Raw genomic sequence first — 16,483 nt, 5'->3', positions numbered from 1 at the left:
GATGACGGCCATCGCTTCGGCACCCACCGAACTGTCCATTGTGGATGACTATCTCGGTCCTGGCGAAAAGCGCTTCTTCGGCCGCGGTTTCCGCCGGGTCGGGTACCACGTCTCCGGGATCGAAAGCAGCTGCACGAACGCCGGGGAGCTGCGCACCGAATCGACCGTCGGGCTGAGCTACCCGGCCGACTGGTCACGCAAGGGCGCGGCCCGTGATCTGCGCCCGCACTTCAGCACCATCGACGCGTTGGTGCTGGCCGTGGAGACGAGCGAACTCGCGCTCGCCGACGCCTACGGTCCGGATCTCGGCGGGCTCTGGGTCCGTCGGGTGCGGATCACCGCCGGGACGAAACCGCAGGAGGACCTCGGCCGCCTGCCCGTCCGGCTCACCGGCCGCACCGAGCGCGACGGCGATCGCGCGATCTCGGCCACCGACTGCCGGATCGGCACGATGCGGGTCCGCACCGACCTGGTGCACGCCCCGGTCAAGCCCCGCCCGGGAACCCGGACGTACGACACGCCGTCGACCTTGCTCGGTCCTTCGGCCGATCGCTACTACGGCGAAGGCTTCAAGACCTGGCGTCAGGAGATCCGTGACGTCCGGATCGACCACGCCGCACTGCGCGCCGAGGCGACCCTGAACCTCTCCCACGACGACTCCCTTGTCGTGCCGACGGTCCGGACGGCGCCTTCGGTGTCCATGGTGGACGGTTTCGTCACCGCGCTCCAGCTGGCGCAGGTCCTTCTCTACGACTTGGACGGCGTCCGCCGCGCGGACAGCGAAACGCTGTGGATGCGGCAGACCACGCTCACCTCCGCGCACCGGGAACTCCCGTGCCCCGACGGTGCCGAAGTCGCGACCTGGCTCGAGAACACCGAGCGGATTTCCATGGCGGGTGCGCTCTGGCGCACGGCCGACATCGTCGGCGCGATCGGCGGCGTCGAGCTGCGGTCCGCCGTCACCCACAAACTGCCGGCAGGAGCGGACCAGTGACCCGCGCCGCCGTCGTCGCCGGGATCGGCGCCGACCTTCCGCCGCGCGCGGTGTCGAACGACGAACTCGCCAGGCGACTGGACACCTCGGACCAGTGGATCCGCAGCCGGACCGGGATCGGGCAGCGCTACGTCGTCGAGCCCGGCATGTCCACCGGCGACCTCGCGACCGAAGCCGGGCTGCGGGCGATGAAATCGGCCGGGATCGCCTCGGCGGACATGGTCGTCCTGGCCACGACCACCCCGGACAGGCTCTGTCCGGCCACGGCGCCCACGGTCGCCGCGCGGATGGGCATGGCCGGCGTTCCGGCATACGACGTCTCGGCGGTGTGCTCGGGATTCCTCTATGCCCTGCAGTCCGCGGCCGCCGGCATCGTCGCCGGCTTCGCCGAGCGGATCGTGGTGATCGGCGCCGAAGCGTTCAGCACGATCCTCGATCCCGACGACCGCACCACGGTCGCGATCTTCGGCGACGGCGCGGGCGCGGTGGTGCTGCGCGCCGGTGAAGCGGACGAGGAAGGCGCGCTGCTCGGCTTCGACCTTGGCAGCGACGGCAACCTCGCCGACTTCATCACCGTGCGCGCCGGCGGCTCGGAACAGCGCTCGACCGGGCGGCCCGCGGACGTGGCGGACACCTATTTCCGCATGGAAGGCAAAGCGGTGTTCGTCAACGCCGTCCGCCGGATGACCGAGTCCTCACTGGCCGTACTGGCCAAAACCGGCTGGGCGGTGGGGGAGGTGGACCGGTTCGTCGGTCACCAGGCGAACAAACGGATCATCCACGCCGTCGCCGACCAGCTCGGCGTCGACCCGGCCAAGGCCGTGATGAACATCGAACGCGTCGGCAACACCGCCGCCGCGTCCATCCCGCTCGCCCTCGCCGACGGCGCGGCCGACGGCACCCTGCGGCGCGGCGACAAGGTCCTGCTCACCGCGTTCGGCGGCGGGGCGACCTGGGGATCGGCGACGGTGCGCTGGCCCGAGCTCGTGACCGACTGAAAACCCCACCACGTCAAGGAGGAACGTCATGACCACGGCCATTTCCGAGCTGATCTCCGAGCTGCTCGTCTCGAAGTACGAAGTCCCGGCCGAGGAGGTCGCCCCGGATACGGTGTTCGAGGACCTTTCCCTGGACTCGCTCGCCCTGATGGAGATGTCGCTCGCGCTGGAGAAGAAGCTGGGCGTCACCATCTCCGAAGGAACGCTGACGCCACAGCAGACCCTCGCCGAGGCGGCGTCGGTCCTCGGTTCGCTGCGCGCGGCCGCCTGAGGCCGGCCGTGCAGCTCGTCCTCCTCCGGCACGCGGAGACCGACTACAACGCGCAGAACCGGTTCCAGGCTCTCGTGGACATACCGCTCAACGACACGGGTCTCGGCCAGGCGCGGGAGATCGCGGACTCGCTCGACCCGGCCCGCTGGGCGGCGGTGTACTCGTCGCGGCTGGAACGCGCGGTGCGGACCGCGGCCGTCGTCGCCGGAACCGTCGGCGTGCCCCACCGGCAGGTCGGCGAGCTGCGTGAACGCGATCTCGGCCTGATCGACGGACTCGACCGCGCCGAGTACCGTCGCACCAATCCGTCCGAAATGGACAGACTGGAACACGACGAGCGGTACGCCCCGCCCGGCGGTGAGGCGCCGGGAGCCGTGCTCGGCAGGCTTTCCCGCGGCCTCGCCGGGATCATCGCGGACGGTGATCCCGGCCCCCGCCGCTCGGTACTCGTGGTGACCCACGGCGGGGTGCTGAACATCCTCGCGCGCCATCTGCTGCGCGGTACCCGGCAGGGCATGCTCGGCAACGGCCGGGCGATGTCCTTGCGGGTGGCCAAAACCGGCAGCGCGCTCGTCGCGAGCGTCCAGCACTGGAACGTCGAACCCCGTGCCTGCGAACAGCCATGGTCCCGGCAGGCGCTCCACCCGCCCCGTGCCCTTCCCCGCCCCGATCACCTTGTCCCGAAAGAGGTTTCCTGCTCATGACCGTGCACATCGTCGTCGACATGGACGTCCTTCCCGGACAGCTGGACCACGTCATCGAGGGCCTGGCCGCCCTCGTGCCCCCGACGCTGGAAGAAGAGGGCTGCCACCGCTTCGAGGTCTACCTGCCGGAGACCGAGGAGAACCGGATCGTGCTCGTGGAGACCTGGGCCGACCAGCACGCCATCGACCTGCACATGAAGACCGACTACACCGAGGCTTTCCTCGCCCAGGTGAAGACGTCGTTCCCGCACCCGCCCAACGCCCGCCGGATCACCCCGGTGGCGCTGGAGTCCCGATGAAGCAGCCCCGTGTCCTCATCGTCGGGGCGGGCCCGGTGGGGCTGGTCCTCGCCTGCGAACTGCTCCAGGCGGGAGTGGCGGTCGAGGTCGTCTCGAAGACCCGGCGCCAGAGCCCGCACTCGCGGGCTACCATCCTCTGGCCGCGCGTCCTGGAACTGCTCGACCGTGTCGGAGTGGCGGAGAAGCTGGTCGGCGGCGGCCACTACTTCGACCAGATGAACTACTACTCCGACAAGAAGCGCATCGGGCAGATCCGGTTCGACCGGCTGCGCGGGGTGGCGTACCCGTTCGCCATCACGATCCCGCAGTGGAAGACCGAGGAGATCCTCGAGTCGCATCTTGTCGCGCTCGGCGGCGAGATCCGGTACGACCACGAGTTCCTCGCCGGTGAACAGGACGCCGACGGGGTCACGGTCCGGATTCGCGCGGGGCGGGCGGGCGAAGTCGTCGAGACCTACGGATATGTCGTGGGCGCGGACGGCTTCGACAGCTCCGTACGGCGTGAATTCGGGTTCGGCTTCGACGGCCACGCGCTGCGGACGCGGTTGGCCATCACCGACGCCGAGCTCATCGGCGAGGTCACCAGCAGCGAGATCGGCTACTACCTGACCCGTACCGGGAACATGGTGCTCGCGCCGCTCGGAGATGGCGTGTTCCGGGTCGGGGCCTCGGTGCCCCACGGCTTCGAAGGCGACAAGCCCGACCGCGAGTTCTTCGAAACCCTGCTGCGTGAACGCGTTCCCGGCGTGAAACAGCTCGGGAAGATGAACTTCAGCGGCGTCTTCGTCGCGAACGTCCGGTCGGCGGAGTCGTTCCGGCACGGCCGGGTGTTCGTGGTCGGAGACGCGGCGCACGTGATGAGCCCGTCCGGCGCGCAGGGCCTCAACACCGGGATCCAGGACGCGGTCAACCTCGGCTGGAAGCTGGCGGGCGTCGCCCGCGGCCGGTACGCGCCGGAGTTGCTGCACAGCTACGACGGCGAACGCCGTCCCGCGGTGGAAGAAGTCGCCAGGCTGTCCACCACCCTCGCGCGGATCGGGCTGTACTCGAAGCGGCGGCAGACCGTGGTGCGCGACGTGCTGTACCGGCTCGGTTCGGCCACCTCCGTCCTCGAATCGGTGCTCGCGCCCAAGCTCGCGCAGATCGACACCCGCTATCCGCTGGGCCGGGACGGCCACGGTTTCGTCTCCGGAGAACGGCTTCCGCTGGGATGGCGGCCGTCGAGCATCGAGCCGGTGCTCGACGCCGGACGGCATACGGCGCTGCTGTGGCCCGGCCGTGAGTACCGCTACGAACAGTGGGTCCAGGTCCTCGAAGAGCTCCGGAAGTCCTTTCCCGGCATCACGGTCCTCGACCTCGGGGGCCGTCCGCCCGGACCGCTGTTGCCACGGTTCGGCCGGGACGCGCTGGCACTGCTCGTCCGCCCGGACGGACATCTCGACGGCGTCGTCGCCATCGACGGCGAAAACCCCGGCGGGACCCGCGAAAGCCTGGCCACGCTCGCGGCCGAATGCGGGCTGCTGCTCGACCAACCCGCCGCTGTCTGAATCCCTTCCGACCGAAGAAAAGAGAACCATCATGGCAGATCGCGTCACCCTTCCCGCCATCGAAGACTTCACCCCGGAGCAGGCGGCGGTGTATGAGCGTTTCCAGTCGAACCTGACCAGGGCGTTGCTGTTGACCAAGAATTCCGCGGGCGCGCATCTCGCACTCGGTGCCACCTTCACCGTCGGGCTGCTGAGTCTGCTGCAGCGCGAGATCATCGTGATGCGCGTGGCGAAGCTGCGGGAAAGCGAGTTCGAGCGCGCCATCCACTACCCGCTCGCGGTCAAGGCCGGGCTGACCGACGAGGAGATCGACGCCATCGAACACGGCCGCACCGAGGGTATGCCCGCCGACCGCGCCGCGCTGATCAAATACGTCGACGACTGCATGCTGCTGCACAAGGCCGGTCACGACGCGTTCTGGGGGCTGCGCGAGCACTTCTCCGAGAACGAGATCGCCGAGATCACCCACCTCGCGGGGCACGCGTCGATGACCGCCATGTACCTCAACAGCCTGGAGATCCCGGTCGACGCGGAGATCGCGTCCTGGGCGCGGCTCACCGAACTGCAGAAGTGACCCCGTGACCGGCGGCCACATCCGGCCGCCGGTCACCGGCGGAGAAGGGGACAACGTGGAGTACGTGCGGCTCGGAGCATCGGGCCTGAAGGTGTCGAGGCTGGCACTCGGATGCATGAGCTACGGAGAGCCGGGACTCGGCACGCATCCGTGGTCGCTCCCCGAAGCCGAAAGCCTCCCGTTCCTCAAGCAGGCGTTGGATCTCGGGATCAACTTCTTCGACACCGCCAACGTCTATTCGCTCGGTTCGAGCGAGCGGATCGTCGGCGCGGCGATCAACCGGCTGGTGGCCCGCGAAGAGGTCGTACTCGCCAGCAAGGTGCATCAGCCGATGGGCGACGGTCCCTTGGCGCGCGGTCTCTCGCGCCGGGCGATCATGCAGGAACTGGACGCGAGCCTGCGGCGGCTCGGCACCGACTACCTCGATCTGTACATCATCCACCGGTGGGACTACGAAACCCCCATCGAGGAGACGATGGAGGCGTTGCACGACACGGTGAAGTCAGGGAAGGTCCGCTACCTCGGCGCGTCGTCCATGCACACCTACCAGTTCGTGAAGGCCCAGTACCTCGCCGACCGGTACGGCTGGACCCGGTTCGTCAGCATGCAGAACCATTACAACCTGATCAACCGCGAAGAAGAACGCGAGATGCTGCCGTACTGCCTCGAAGAGGGTGTCGGCGTCACGCCGTGGAGCCCGCTCGCGCGGGGAAAGCTGACTCGTGACTGGGAAGCCGCGTCGCCGAGGACCGCGGGCGACCCGATCCAGGATTTGTTCTACGGCCCTACCGAACAGGCCGATCGTCGCGTGGCCGGGGTCGTCGCCGAAATCGCCGCGGAACGCGGGGTGCCCCGTGCGCGGGTCGCGCTCGCCTGGCTGCTCCAGCGCCCCGCGGTCACCGCACCGGTCATCGGCGCCACGAAACCGCACCACCTCGAAGACGCGGTCGCGGCGCTGGACCTCCGGCTGGAGGACGACGAGGTCGACCGGCTGGAAGCACCGTACGTGCCGCATTCCGTCGTGGAATACGGGTAACTGGAGGGAAACCATGGGGATCACCGACTTCACCATCGAAATCGCTTCGGAGAGCCGGACGGCCGAAGAAATCAGCGCGCTTTCCGGGCTGAGCCTCGAAGACGTACGGAAAGTTCTCCCCTCCGGACGGCTCTCCTGCCTCCCCGAAGGCCGGATGCCGTGGGATCTCGCCCAGACGGCCGTCGAAAAGCTGTTGGCCCGCAACGAGATCGACGCCGAGGACATCGGACTGGTCGTCTACGCCGGGTCGGCCGAGTGGGGGCGGCCGTTCTGGTCCCCCGCGGCCAAGATCGCGCTGGGCGCGGGCATCCACCACGCGCAGTGCATCGAGGTGTCCAACTTCTGCAACGCCGGTCTCGCCGCTGTCGGCCTGGCGAACGACCAGGTGAAACTGGGCGTGCACAAGGCGGCGCTCGTGATCATCGCGGACCCGCTGAGCAGGCTCGTCGACTACCCCGGCCAGTTGCTGGAGCTGTTCAACTTCGCCGATGGGGCCGCCGCGGTGCTCGTCTCGGCCGAGCACAAGTACGAACTGCTCGGCTCCGCGCACCGGACCGACCCGGTGTGGGTCGACTACTACTACGGCGCTGTCAAGGACAACGAGGTCAAGGTCTTCCGTGAGGAGACCGAACGCCCCGGCCTCGGCGAGGCGTTCACCGAGAACTTCGTCGGCCTGACCCGGTCGGTTCTCGAAGACGCGAAGCGCGACGTGGAGGAGGTCGCGTACTTCCTGGTGACACACGGCAACATCAACTTGCAGCGAGACTACCTCAAGACGCTGGGCGTCACGGAAGACCGCAGTGTGTTCCTGTACGAGGAAGACGGTCACCTCGGCGGTGTCGACGTCTTCCTGGCCTTGGAACGCTTGCAGGAACAGGGAAAGCTCGCTTCGGGAGACGTCGTCGTGCTGGCCACCGCGGGCTCCGGGTTCACCTGGGGTGTCGCGGCCCTCGAAGTCGTCTGACCGCACGGAAAGGGCCCCTCGCCCGCGCGCGAGGGGCCCTTTCCGCGGGTTCAGCGGGAGTAGACCTGCTCCAGATCCACCGCGAGCAGCTTCAACGCCGCTTCGTGCGGGGAGTCCGGTTCCGCGTGATAGAACTTCAGGATGTTGCCGTCGCCGAGTTCGGCGGACTGGTACATCAGGTCGAGTTCACCGACGACGGGGTGCCGGAAGGTCTTCGTCCCCACCGTGCAGTTGCCGACGGTCTGGCCGACCCACAGATTCGAGAACTCCTCGCTGGCCATGGTGAGTTCACCGATCAACTCGGCCAGCCGGGTGTCGTGCCGGTGGTTCCCCGCGATGTAGCGCAGGTACGAAACGTTGTACTCCGCCTCTGTCGACCAATCCGCGTACAACGAGCGCACGTTTTCGTCGAGGAAGTTGAGTTTGATGATGTTCGGCCGGTTTTCGACGTTTTCGGGTGCCGCGAATGCCAAATGCGAAGCGAACAGTTTGTGGAACAGCGAATTCCACGACAGGATGTCGCACCGGAAGTTCAGTACCGCCACCGCCGCGTCGCTCAGCGCGCTCACCAGCATTCGGGTCTGCGGGTGCACTTCGTCGGTTTTGGCCGGTTTGACCGGCCGGGCAGGTGCGGCGGTCCCGATCTTGAGCAGGTACTCCTCCTCGTCGGCGCTCAATTCCAGCGCCCTCGCGATGGCCGAGAGGATCTCCGGCGACGCGTGCGCCGTCTGGGCCTGCTCCAACCGGGTGTAATAGGTCGAGCTGACCCCCGCCAGTGCCGCGACCTCTTCGCGCCGCAGGCCCGGGACACGCCGCGCGCCCCGGCTGACCAGCCCGAGCTCACCGGGCTTGGTCCGCTCCCGCATACGACGCAGATAGCCACCGAGGTCGGTGTTCACATGCTCCGGCATACAGTCATTCAAGGTGGTGGTCGAAATTCGGTCAAGGACTATCGACTGTGATCCTCGTAAGAGGCGACACACCTTGCCGGGTGGTTTCAGGACATCAGAGCGGCGGGCACCGCCTTCAGTCGATGAGGACGTTCTTGTAGAACAGGTTCGCGTAGCGATTGGGATTGTCCATGCTGCTGCGCGAGCCGAAGCCCAGGTACAACCGGGTCTCCCCGGCCAGGCTCCGGTAGATCCCGAGTCCCTCCGGCTCGCGGAACACCAGCGACTCACCCGCCTTGGTCAGCGCGCGGCTCTTCACCTTGCCGGTGTTCATGTCGATGCACGTGACGTAGGAGTTGATGTCGGCGGGGTTCTCGTGGCCCGTACCGTCCAATGTGTACAGATACTGACCGTGAATGGTGTACCCCTGGAAGGTCACCGGCTCGGCGGCCAGTGCGGGCTGCGGGAAATGCGCCAGCGGTGCGCCGAAGTCGCCGGCGGCGGCGGACGCGAGCGGGTAGACGCTGATGGTCATCTTGCCGCTCTCCTTGCGGCGTACCGCGATCCGCTTGGTGATCGGATCGGTGGCACAGGTGATCGTGTCGCTGCCGGTGAGGAACTTCTTGACCGACGGCGTGCCACCGTTGACGAACTTGAACCTGGCCAGTGCCGTCCCTCGCCCGTCGCCGGTGGGTCCGTCCGAATCGCATTCCATCCAGATGTAGGAGTCGGTGCCCACCGGTTCGACGCCGATCGACACACCGTGCCCGGCGTTGTTGAGGTGCATCGAACCCTGGATCTGCCCGGAGAAGTTGACCTGGGTGACGCACAGGTCGTCCCCGGTCCCGCCATCGCGGGCGTTCACGATGAAGATGCGCACGTTCTGGTTGTCGAACGCGAAGCCCTGCATCACATGGTGTGCCTCATGCAGGATCTTGCCGCGGAACTCGTCGTAAGACGGCTCGGTGAGGTCGAAACGCTTGGACGCCGGCAGCGCCGTGATCGCGGCCGAAGCCGGTCCGGCGAACGTGGCGCCGGCGCCGAGCAGTGCCGTCGTCGCGGCGAGTCCACCACCCGCGCGCAGCAGTGAACGTCGAGAAACGAGCTCCCGGGGCATTTGCTCGGACATGAGCGCTCACCTTCGTCGAATTGCGCGGTCCGACCGAAAGTTCTTCAAGCCCGTACAAGATCCGTACAAAAGCGGCCGCGACCGCAGTACTCCTGCGGGGCAGGCCAGGGAATTCCACCAGGCCTTGCGTGCCAACGGCGTACCCTCGGCGCTGGTGATCTATCCGGAAGAAGGCCACGGTGTCCGGGCATATCCCGCGCAGATCGACCTTCTCGCGCGGGTCCTGCGGTGGTTCGGCAAGTACCTGCTCGTTCCCTGACACCGGCCCGGCTCGCTCTCGAGCCGCCCACCTCAAGGCGGGCTTACCGAGCCCGGCAGGTCCTGAGGTAGCTGAGGAACGATGCCTGCAGGCCGGTGACGTGCGTTTCACGCAGGATCGCGCTGGTGACGGCCTCCCCGCGTGAGGTGAGGCGGTGAAGGACGGTGGCCGCGTTCTTCGCGAGGTTTTGGTAGACGGGCAGGTCTCCGAGCAACTCTCGCTCGTTGAGGGTCACGTGCAGCTTGGCGGCCAGCCGCCGGTCACCCATCTCTTGGAGCTGGGCGAAGATCTGACTGTCTTCACCGGTGACGCCGGGGCTGCCCGCTCCGATGCTCTCGAAGAGCGTGTTGCCGGTGAGCCAGGTGTAGAGGCTGAAGAGGCCGCCGTAGGAGTAGCCGAAAAGGCCGTGGCCGGTCGTGGCTGTGCTGTAGTCGCGTTCGATCCGCGGGTGCAGTTCGTTGGTGAGGAAGTTCAGGAACGCGTCGGCGTGGGTGTCGCGTAGTTCGGCGAGGTAGGCGTCGGATTCCTCGCGGGTCCTCGCGCCCGCTTGAACGCCCATCTCCACGGCGTCGATGAGCTCTTTGGCGATGGGCTCGCCGGGTGGCACGAGATCCCTGTTGCGCAGCCGATCCCAGTGCTGTGCTTCTTCGCCCGCGTAGCCGACGCTGACCTGGATGTAGGGCTGGATCCGCTGCATGGGATCCGCCTGGGTGACGATGAGCGGAGCCGTCATGCCCACGGCCCAGTTGCCGTCGAGGACATACACGGCAGGCGTTCGCGTCGTGGCGGGGTCGTAGCCCGGTGGTGTGGTGACCCAGACGCCGTAGTCGTGCCCGCCGCTGGAGCGCATCTCGAAGTAGTCGGTGTCGGCGAGGCAGCCTTGCCACATGGTGCTCATCGGAGGTCCTTCACAACAAGTCCGGTTTGGACGACGAGTGCGGCATCGGTTGGGGGCAGCGAAGAGTTTCGGATCTTCGAGCGGGTTGCCGCCTGTCTTTTCCAATGGATAAACTGCGGGAGTGATCTTGTCAAGCACGGAACGCACCGGCGACGCACGCGAGCGCCTCCTGGCTCGGCTTCTCGACGCCTTCGACGAGGCCCTTCCCGCGCCGGAAGTGTCACTCCGTGAGGTCGCCGCCCGCGCCGGGACCAGTCATGCCCTTCTGCGGTACCACTTCGGGTCGCTTCCGGGCGTGTTGGCGGCCATGCTCAAGGCGCAGCGATCCCGGGACAACGAGGCGCTTTTCGAGGCCGCCCAGCAGGGCACTTTCGACGACCTCGTCGTGGCGATCTGGCGGACCTACACCCGCCCGGAGCAGCTGTCGCGTGTCCGCGGGTTCTTTCACGTCGTAGGTCTGGCCGCGTACAGCCCGGAGAACTTTCGTGAATTCGTCGACTCGCTCGACGACCTGACCAAGATTCTGGCTTCGCTCGCGGAACGCGAAGGGCTCGACGCCAACGAAGCGCTGACCATGGCCACCGTCACCATCGCCGCGATTCGTGGCCTGCTCCTTCAGGAGGTCCTGAATCCGGCAGTCCACTCGGAGGACGCGATCGCCTTGATCCTGCGCATGGGCAAGGGCCGATCCGTTCCGCAGGCACCTCCGGAACCCTGAGCAAGCAGCCGTTTCATCAAGTTTTCATCATCGCGTACCAATCTGAGTGCCATGCGGCGCGCGCGAATTCGTTCCACGATTCCGCGATGCGCGGGTCCGTGAAACAAGCCGGAGGATTGGGGAGTGGTTATGGCCATGGGACGCGAGGACGGCTGGACCGTGGAGACGTCACCCGATGGCAGTCTCAGTCGCTGGAGGGTCGATCCGGGCAAGGTCGCCTGGTTCGACGGCTGTCAAGGCGACTTCTACTCCGACCAGCAACTGGCCGCGCTTTCCGAGGATGCCCGCGTCCGGAAGATGACCCGGCTCGAGTACCTCGGCTGGGTGTGCCGGCTGCCCACCTCGGAACTGCACAGGTACCGCGACCTGATCATCGCCGGCGACGGCGGGCCGAACCTGCCCTTGTTGTACGACGCGTGGTTGACCGCGCGGAGCGTGGTGCGGGACGTCCAGATACTTTTCCGGGGCTTGCCAGGTGAACCGGATAAATGGGCGTGAACCCGGGCCGCCGCCGTTGCGACCGAGGTGCCTATGCGGGCTCGTCGAGAACCGTGAACATGGTAACCAGGCGGGCGATCTGACGGGTCAGTTCCTCCGGATCGTCCGTGTGGTGGGCGAGGTTGCCGTCCAGCCACAGTGACGCCAGGCCATGGACAAGGCTCCACAGGGTCAGCGCCAGCACGTCCTTGTCCGCGGGCCTCATCACGCCCATGGCGATGCTCTCCTCGACCGTGTCGGCCAAGACCGCGAACGCTGCTTCTCCCGCCTCTTCGCCTTGCGGGCTCTTGTGCGACTTCTTCAGCTCCGGACGGAACATGAGCTGGAAGTAGGCCGGGTTGCGCTGGGCGAAGCCCACGTACGTCTCGATCATCGCGGGCAGCGCCTCGGCCGGGCCTGCCGTGCCGGCCTTCGCGCCGCATAGTTCGGCGGCCAGACGACGGAAACCCTCGTCCGACAGCGCGGTCAACAGTGCCGCACGGTCGGCGAAATGGTGATACGGCGCGCCGGGGCTGACCCCTGCCGCGCGGGCCACCCGGCGCAAGCTCACCGCGCCGATGCCCTCGGACTCGATCAGTTCGAGGGTCGCCGTCAGCAGCGCCTCTCGCAGTGAGCCGTGGTGGTAGTTCGTCCTGGTCACGGGACGAGCCTAGGTTGCCGGATCCTCATCCCCGGGGCGTCCGGCTTCATCGCGCGGCAGGTGATCACGGAACTGCGGGAACACGGGTATGTGGTGCGGGAGACCGCGCGGCGGCCGGTCGACGGTCTGGACGACGTGGTGACGGCCGACCTCGCGGCCGACGCGGGGTGGGCCGAGGCGGTGGCGGGCTGCGACTACGTCCTGCACGTGGCGTCGCCGTTCCCCGTCGGGGCGCCGAAGTCGGACGACGAACTGGTGCGGCCCGCGGCCGACGGGACGTCCCGGGTGCTGCGGGCGGCCGTCGGCGCCGGTGTGAAACGGGTGGTGCTGACCTCGTCGATCGCCGCGATCGTGAGTGGTTACCACGACGATCGCGTGCGGACCGAGGCCGATTGGTCCAATGTGGACCGAAGTCCGGCGTACGCGAAGAGCAAGACCCTCGCCGAGCGGGCGGCGTGGGACTTCGCGCGGGAGTCGGGCCTCGAATTGGTGGCGCTGAACCCCGGGATGGTGCTGGGGCCACTGACCGGGGCGGGGGTGAACACGTCGGTGGACGTGGTGCGCCGCCTGCTGGTCCGGGAGGTGCCGGGGTCGCCGAAGATCGGGTTCTCGTTGGTGGACGTGCGAGACGTGGCGGTGGCGCACCGGCTGGCGATGGAATCGCCGATCGCGCCGGGCAACCGGTACATCCTCGCCGGCGACCACCTCGGCATGCGGGAGATCGCGGCCGTCCTGGCGGAGGGGTTCAACCCGCGCGGCTACCGCGTGCCGACCGGTTCGATGCCGACCTGGCTCCTGCGGCTCGTCGCGCTGTTCGACCCGTCGGTCCGGCAGGCACTGGATTTCGTGGGGCGCCCGGAGTCGGTCACCTCGGCGAAAGCACGGCGTGAGCTGGGATGGACCACGCGCCCGGTCCGCGACAGCATCATCGACACGGCGAACAGTCTCATCGAAATGGGCCTCGCCCCGAACCCCTCGAAACCGAAAGCCGCCGCACTCAGTGGATAAGGCCTTGGTCGCGGGCTACGTCGACCGGGCCTGAGGATCTCACGGGGCGGTCGAAGATCCGGCTGGCGGCCATGCGGCGGTTCGCCGAGGCGGCGGGAGTGTCGGTGGGGACTTTCTTCTCGGGGTCTACCGCGGCGCTTCGCCGGTGATGAACTATCTGGCGGCGGCATCACCGTTCTCCGGGGGGCAAGTCACACGGGCGCTTGAACTCGGCGACGACGCCGAGGTGGTGCATCGGGAGATCGGCATGATGAGGAGCCCGATGTCTCATGCGCCTCGCCGGGGACGATCAGCGTCTCAAGCGTGGCGCTCGCGGCCCTGTCGCGGCTGGCTCCCGCCACGAATCCGGCCCGCCCGCGGATTCACACCCCCGTAAGGTGGGCCAGGCCCAGAATCAGGGAAACTGGAGGTTCTTCGCGTGATCGGCCCCATGGTGAAACGCGTCGCGGAAGCCGTCGGCGTACTCGCGATCATCTGGGCCGGTTGCTTTGCGATGACCTTGCCGTTCGCCATCGGCGACTTCCAGGCCTCGCTCATCTTCGCCACCGTCTTGGCGGCGCTCATAGTGTTCGTCGTGGGAACGGCCAGGCTGATCAAGCGATCCTGTATGCCACGGCGCCGTTGTGGAGGAATCGGGCGTGGCCGTGCTCGTCGGAGCCGATCAGGGACAGGACTTGGTGGCCGTCGAACTTCGGTTCGGCGGTAATGATCGAGCTTTCGTTGAGGCTGACCACCTCGACGCGTTCCTCGGGCTTGCGGGGCAATGGATTCGCGATATCGTCGCGGGCTCGGCGGATGAGCAACGCGCGGTCGCTCTCGGCGGTAAGCGTGTAGTCGTACAGGGCGGTGCGGTAGGTCCCGCACAGGCGGTCACCGTCGATGGGCCTCGGATTCGCGGGCGGTATCGGCAGTGGCGACGTCTGCACGCCAGCGAGCTGATCGAGCACGGTGCCGAAGATCTCGTAGGCCAGCGGCTCGGCATCCGAGCTGTTGGTCAGCACGGCCACCGCAACGCCGACTGACGGGACGACCCGCAAGAAGGCCTTCTGTCCCTTGGAGACACCGGTGTGACCGACGACGCCGTCCCGGTAGAGCATCCAGCCGAGTCCCCAGCCGAGGATGCCGCCGCCGAAGTCCGGGATGGATTCAAGCTGAGGTTCGCGCAGTGCGGCAAGCGCCGGGTCGGTGAGGTGCAGGCGGACGAACGTCAGCAGGTCACGTGCGCTCATCGCGAGGTGGGAACCGCTGGGCGTGGAGAAATAGCGGGCCGCCCAGCTCTTGGTGGGTGCGAGCCCTCCGTCGGTCTCGACATGGCCGACCGCGGCGCGGTGCAGGATCGCCTCGTAGGTGGTGGTGGCGACAGTGGACAGGGCCAGCGGTGTCGCGATGCGCTCACGGAGCACGTCATGGAAAGGCTTCCCGCGCAGCACCTCCACGAGCCTGCCGAGTACCACGTATCCGCTGTTGGAGTAGGAGAAGAGGGTGCCCGGCTGGAGAAGGTGATCGGCGTCGGCGAGGGTGGCGACGAACTTTTCGATCGCGTCGTCGTCGCGGCCGGTGTCGGTGAAGTGGTTGGCGTCGATGCCACCGGTGTGGGTGAGCAGATGCCGCGCGGTCAGGGCCCCGGTCGCGACGGGGTCGCTCAGCCGGAAGGCAGGCAGGTAGTCACGGACGGGCCGGTCGAGGTCCAGGACGCCGTCGGTGGTCAGTTGTTGGATCAGCGTGGCTGTCCAGATCTTGGTGATCGAGCCGATCTTGAACACTGAGTCGGTCGTGGTCTCGACCCTGGTGTGCAGGCTCAGCACGCCGGCGGCCTCGTCGTGGATCTTCCCGTCGGTCAGTACGGCGACCTGCGCGCCCGGTACGTCGTACTTCGCGATGAGCTCGCCCAGATTCCACCCCACCCCTCCAGCCTAGCTTTACCGCTTGCCGTCTCCCGTGAGGTCGAGCTCGATCGGTCCGCGAAAGGGATAAAGGAATTCCGCCCCCGGTCGGCGAGTGATGCGTCTGACGTTCATCGACCTTATTGGTTTTTTCCCGGTACTCCGTGGGCGGAGGCGTCGAGTGCTTCGCCGACGGTGTGGTAGAGGCGCAGCACGGTGTCGAGGCCGGTGATTTCGATGGGCCGGATCACCGGACTGTTGGAGTCCACGGCGATGCGCAGCGATTTTCGGTGTGCTGCCGCGTAGGCGTCGGCGGTGATCAAGGTGGCGAGACCGGCGGAGTCGAGAAAGTCCACTGTGGTCAGATCCAGCACGCAGGCGCTCGCGGTGCCGTCGATAGCGGTGACGACGGCCTCGTGCAGTGACGGCGCGGCTTCGGTGTCGACTTCACCGGTCACCGAGACCACGATGTCCCCGTTCACGACACGGCTGACGATGTCCAGGTCAGGTGGGGGTGGCTCGGCCTGGGACGGTTGGCTCACGAGGGTCGACGGTACCGGACCGGCGACGCTGTGAAAGGGGTCACCGGTCCGGATTCCGCCTGCTCCGGCGGGGGCCACGGCTAGTCCTCGTGGTGCCAGTCGCGGGCCGCGGCCAGATGCGGCGCATGGCCGCCGCTTCCCTCGCGGCTCAGCGCGAGCTCGGCCCATACGGTCTTGTGCTGGGCGTGCCGCCGCACACCCCAGGCGGAGGAAAGCCGATCGATCAGCAGCAATCCCCGCCCGCCGGAACCATCCGGGGTACGCCGCCGAGGTTGACGCGGCGATGCGTCGTCGACCTCGATCCGCAGGTAACGTCCCTCATCGGTGAGCGCGAGGCGGCAGACGCGCGGTGCGTCGCCGTGCCGATGGGCGTTGCTGATCAGCTCGTCGGCCACCAGAACCGCGTCGTCGACGGTGAGCCCCCGGTAGCGGGCCAGCGCCTGGCGGACGCCCTGCCGGACCTCTCGCGTCGCGGTCGTGTCCAGGTCGTAGGTCACCTCGTCCGGTCTCGGCTCGTTGCGCTCAGTAATCCCCGGCTGTGTCGGCATTCGTCCCACCCGCCTCGTTTCGCCGTTCGACTGGAAACATCGCGCACTGAATTCAGTACCCCGGGGTGAGCGAAAGCAAACTC

General features: G+C 67.5%; 20 protein-coding genes. 13 read left to right on the top strand and 7 right to left on the bottom strand.

All coding sequences use genetic code 11. The features are described 5' to 3' along the window. Window position 1: 1 nt before the first annotated feature. Genes ACZ5ZX_RS16395 through ACZ5ZX_RS16355 form a run of 9 tightly spaced genes read left to right on the top strand, consistent with a single transcriptional unit; the run spans window position 2 to window position 7,387 of the window. Window positions 2–994 (top strand): AvrD family protein, encoded by a 993-nt coding sequence (locus ACZ5ZX_RS16395; RefSeq protein WP_465502822.1) that lies wholly within the window; start codon window positions 2–4, stop codon window positions 992–994. Next, on the top strand, window positions 991–1,992 hold the full coding sequence (locus ACZ5ZX_RS16390) for a beta-ketoacyl-ACP synthase III (RefSeq protein WP_465502821.1): 1,002 nt from the start codon (window positions 991–993) through the stop codon (window positions 1,990–1,992). Before ACZ5ZX_RS16395 ends, ACZ5ZX_RS16390 begins: the two co-directional genes overlap by 4 nt. A gap of 28 nt (window positions 1,993–2,020) precedes the next feature. Further along, a complete protein-coding gene (locus ACZ5ZX_RS16385; RefSeq protein ID WP_465502820.1) occupies window positions 2,021–2,263 on the top strand; it encodes an acyl carrier protein in 243 nt (80 codons plus the stop codon). Between the two features lie 8 nt (window positions 2,264–2,271). Continuing rightward, a complete protein-coding gene (locus tag ACZ5ZX_RS16380; protein ID WP_465502819.1) occupies window positions 2,272–2,967 on the top strand; it encodes a histidine phosphatase family protein in 696 nt (231 codons plus the stop codon). Then, window positions 2,964–3,266 (top strand): putative quinol monooxygenase, encoded by a 303-nt coding sequence (locus ACZ5ZX_RS16375; protein WP_465502818.1) that lies wholly within the window; start codon window positions 2,964–2,966, stop codon window positions 3,264–3,266. The genes ACZ5ZX_RS16380 and ACZ5ZX_RS16375 overlap by 4 nt, the downstream gene beginning before the upstream one ends. After that, on the top strand, window positions 3,263–4,813 hold the full coding sequence (locus ACZ5ZX_RS16370; RefSeq protein ID WP_465502817.1) for an FAD-dependent monooxygenase: 1,551 nt from the start codon (window positions 3,263–3,265) through the stop codon (window positions 4,811–4,813). Before ACZ5ZX_RS16375 ends, ACZ5ZX_RS16370 begins: the two co-directional genes overlap by 4 nt. Before the next feature lie 31 nt (window positions 4,814–4,844). Further along, a complete protein-coding gene (locus tag ACZ5ZX_RS16365; protein ID WP_465502816.1) occupies window positions 4,845–5,387 on the top strand; it encodes a carboxymuconolactone decarboxylase family protein in 543 nt (180 codons plus the stop codon). A gap of 4 nt (window positions 5,388–5,391) precedes the next feature. After that, window positions 5,392–6,423, top strand: coding sequence for an aldo/keto reductase (locus tag ACZ5ZX_RS16360; RefSeq protein ID WP_465502815.1), 1,032 nt, complete (start codon window positions 5,392–5,394; stop codon window positions 6,421–6,423). A 13-nt stretch (window positions 6,424–6,436) separates the two neighbouring features. Next, the gene (locus ACZ5ZX_RS16355) at window positions 6,437–7,387 is read left to right on the top strand and encodes a 3-oxoacyl-ACP synthase III family protein (RefSeq protein WP_465502814.1); all 951 of its coding nucleotides are present in this window, start codon (window positions 6,437–6,439) and stop codon (window positions 7,385–7,387) included. A 50-nt stretch (window positions 7,388–7,437) separates the two neighbouring features. Here the strand turns inward: ACZ5ZX_RS16355 and ACZ5ZX_RS16350 are convergent, their stop codons facing one another. Then, window positions 7,438–8,298: a helix-turn-helix transcriptional regulator gene (locus ACZ5ZX_RS16350; protein ID WP_465502813.1), complete on the bottom strand. Its 861-nt coding sequence runs from the start codon at window positions 8,296–8,298 to the stop codon at window positions 7,438–7,440. A gap of 115 nt (window positions 8,299–8,413) precedes the next feature. Continuing rightward, entirely contained in the window at window positions 8,414–9,406 is a 993-nt protein-coding gene (locus ACZ5ZX_RS16345) for a phage baseplate protein (RefSeq protein WP_465502812.1), read from the bottom strand. Between ACZ5ZX_RS16345 and ACZ5ZX_RS16340 the strand changes: the two genes are divergently transcribed. After that, on the top strand, window positions 9,405–9,665 hold the full coding sequence (locus ACZ5ZX_RS16340; protein WP_465502811.1) for an alpha/beta hydrolase family protein: 261 nt from the start codon (window positions 9,405–9,407) through the stop codon (window positions 9,663–9,665). The two genes, ACZ5ZX_RS16345 and ACZ5ZX_RS16340, sit on opposite strands and share 2 nt — an antisense overlap. Window positions 9,666–9,708: 43 nt before the next feature. Here ACZ5ZX_RS16340 and ACZ5ZX_RS16335 read toward each other — a convergent pair whose 3' ends face one another. Beyond that, the gene (locus tag ACZ5ZX_RS16335) at window positions 9,709–10,563 is read right to left on the bottom strand and encodes an alpha/beta hydrolase (RefSeq protein ID WP_465502810.1); all 855 of its coding nucleotides are present in this window, start codon (window positions 10,561–10,563) and stop codon (window positions 9,709–9,711) included. Window positions 10,564–10,684: 121 nt separating this feature from the next. Between ACZ5ZX_RS16335 and ACZ5ZX_RS16330 the strand changes: the two genes are divergently transcribed. Beyond that, window positions 10,685–11,281, top strand: coding sequence for a TetR/AcrR family transcriptional regulator (locus tag ACZ5ZX_RS16330; protein WP_465502809.1), 597 nt, complete (start codon window positions 10,685–10,687; stop codon window positions 11,279–11,281). 129 nt (window positions 11,282–11,410) lie between these two features. After that, window positions 11,411–11,779: a hypothetical protein gene (locus tag ACZ5ZX_RS16325; RefSeq protein ID WP_465502808.1), complete on the top strand. Its 369-nt coding sequence runs from the start codon at window positions 11,411–11,413 to the stop codon at window positions 11,777–11,779. 31 nt (window positions 11,780–11,810) lie between these two features. Here the strand turns inward: ACZ5ZX_RS16325 and ACZ5ZX_RS16320 are convergent, their stop codons facing one another. Beyond that, complete coding sequence (locus tag ACZ5ZX_RS16320; protein WP_465502807.1) at window positions 11,811–12,419, bottom strand: TetR/AcrR family transcriptional regulator; 609 nt, start codon at window positions 12,417–12,419, stop codon at window positions 11,811–11,813. On the opposite strand from ACZ5ZX_RS16320, the gene ACZ5ZX_RS16315 reads away from it, so the two are divergent. Further along, the gene (locus ACZ5ZX_RS16315; protein ID WP_465502806.1) at window positions 12,396–13,427 is read left to right on the top strand and encodes an NAD-dependent epimerase/dehydratase family protein; all 1,032 of its coding nucleotides are present in this window, start codon (window positions 12,396–12,398) and stop codon (window positions 13,425–13,427) included. The two genes, ACZ5ZX_RS16320 and ACZ5ZX_RS16315, sit on opposite strands and share 24 nt — an antisense overlap. Before the next feature lie 593 nt (window positions 13,428–14,020). Here ACZ5ZX_RS16315 and ACZ5ZX_RS16310 read toward each other — a convergent pair. From ACZ5ZX_RS16310 to ACZ5ZX_RS16300, 3 genes are all read right to left on the bottom strand, one after another. Further along, window positions 14,021–15,331, bottom strand: coding sequence for a serine hydrolase domain-containing protein (locus tag ACZ5ZX_RS16310; protein ID WP_465502805.1), 1,311 nt, complete (start codon window positions 15,329–15,331; stop codon window positions 14,021–14,023). A 119-nt stretch (window positions 15,332–15,450) separates the two neighbouring features. Beyond that, entirely contained in the window at window positions 15,451–15,852 is a 402-nt protein-coding gene (locus ACZ5ZX_RS16305) for an STAS domain-containing protein (RefSeq protein ID WP_465502804.1), read from the bottom strand. 80 nt (window positions 15,853–15,932) lie between these two features. Next, a complete protein-coding gene (locus tag ACZ5ZX_RS16300) occupies window positions 15,933–16,400 on the bottom strand; it encodes an ATP-binding protein (RefSeq protein ID WP_465502803.1) in 468 nt (155 codons plus the stop codon). Window positions 16,401–16,483: the final 83 nt, after the last annotated feature.

Source organism: Amycolatopsis sp. NPDC033938, from assembly GCF_055575975.1.
The sequence above is the reverse complement of the archived record's forward strand: the minus strand, read 5'-3'. Positions and strand labels throughout refer to the sequence as shown.

What these genes read in the sequence shown, in the direction of transcription:
- ACZ5ZX_RS16395 (WP_465502822.1), top strand. Translation starts at nt 2, where the DNA reads ATGACGGCCATCGCTTCGGCACCCACCGAACTGTCCATTGTGGATGAC.
- ACZ5ZX_RS16385 (WP_465502820.1), top strand. Translation starts at nt 2,021, where the DNA reads ATGACCACGGCCATTTCCGAGCTGATCTCCGAGCTGCTCGTCTCGAAG.
- ACZ5ZX_RS16375 (WP_465502818.1), top strand. Translation starts at nt 2,964, where the DNA reads ATGACCGTGCACATCGTCGTCGACATGGACGTCCTTCCCGGACAGCTG.
- ACZ5ZX_RS16370 (WP_465502817.1), top strand. Translation starts at nt 3,263, where the DNA reads ATGAAGCAGCCCCGTGTCCTCATCGTCGGGGCGGGCCCGGTGGGGCTG.
- ACZ5ZX_RS16365 (WP_465502816.1), top strand. Translation starts at nt 4,845, where the DNA reads ATGGCAGATCGCGTCACCCTTCCCGCCATCGAAGACTTCACCCCGGAG.
- ACZ5ZX_RS16355 (WP_465502814.1), top strand. Translation starts at nt 6,437, where the DNA reads ATGGGGATCACCGACTTCACCATCGAAATCGCTTCGGAGAGCCGGACG.
- ACZ5ZX_RS16350 (WP_465502813.1), bottom strand. Translation starts at nt 8,298, where the DNA reads ATGCCGGAGCATGTGAACACCGACCTCGGTGGCTATCTGCGTCGTATG.
- ACZ5ZX_RS16340 (WP_465502811.1), top strand. Translation starts at nt 9,405, where the DNA reads ATGAGCGCTCACCTTCGTCGAATTGCGCGGTCCGACCGAAAGTTCTTC.
- ACZ5ZX_RS16345 (WP_465502812.1), bottom strand. Translation starts at nt 9,406, where the DNA reads ATGTCCGAGCAAATGCCCCGGGAGCTCGTTTCTCGACGTTCACTGCTG.
- ACZ5ZX_RS16335 (WP_465502810.1), bottom strand. Translation starts at nt 10,563, where the DNA reads ATGAGCACCATGTGGCAAGGCTGCCTCGCCGACACCGACTACTTCGAG.
- ACZ5ZX_RS16325 (WP_465502808.1), top strand. Translation starts at nt 11,411, where the DNA reads ATGGCCATGGGACGCGAGGACGGCTGGACCGTGGAGACGTCACCCGAT.
- ACZ5ZX_RS16300 (WP_465502803.1), bottom strand. Translation starts at nt 16,400, where the DNA reads ATGCCGACACAGCCGGGGATTACTGAGCGCAACGAGCCGAGACCGGAC.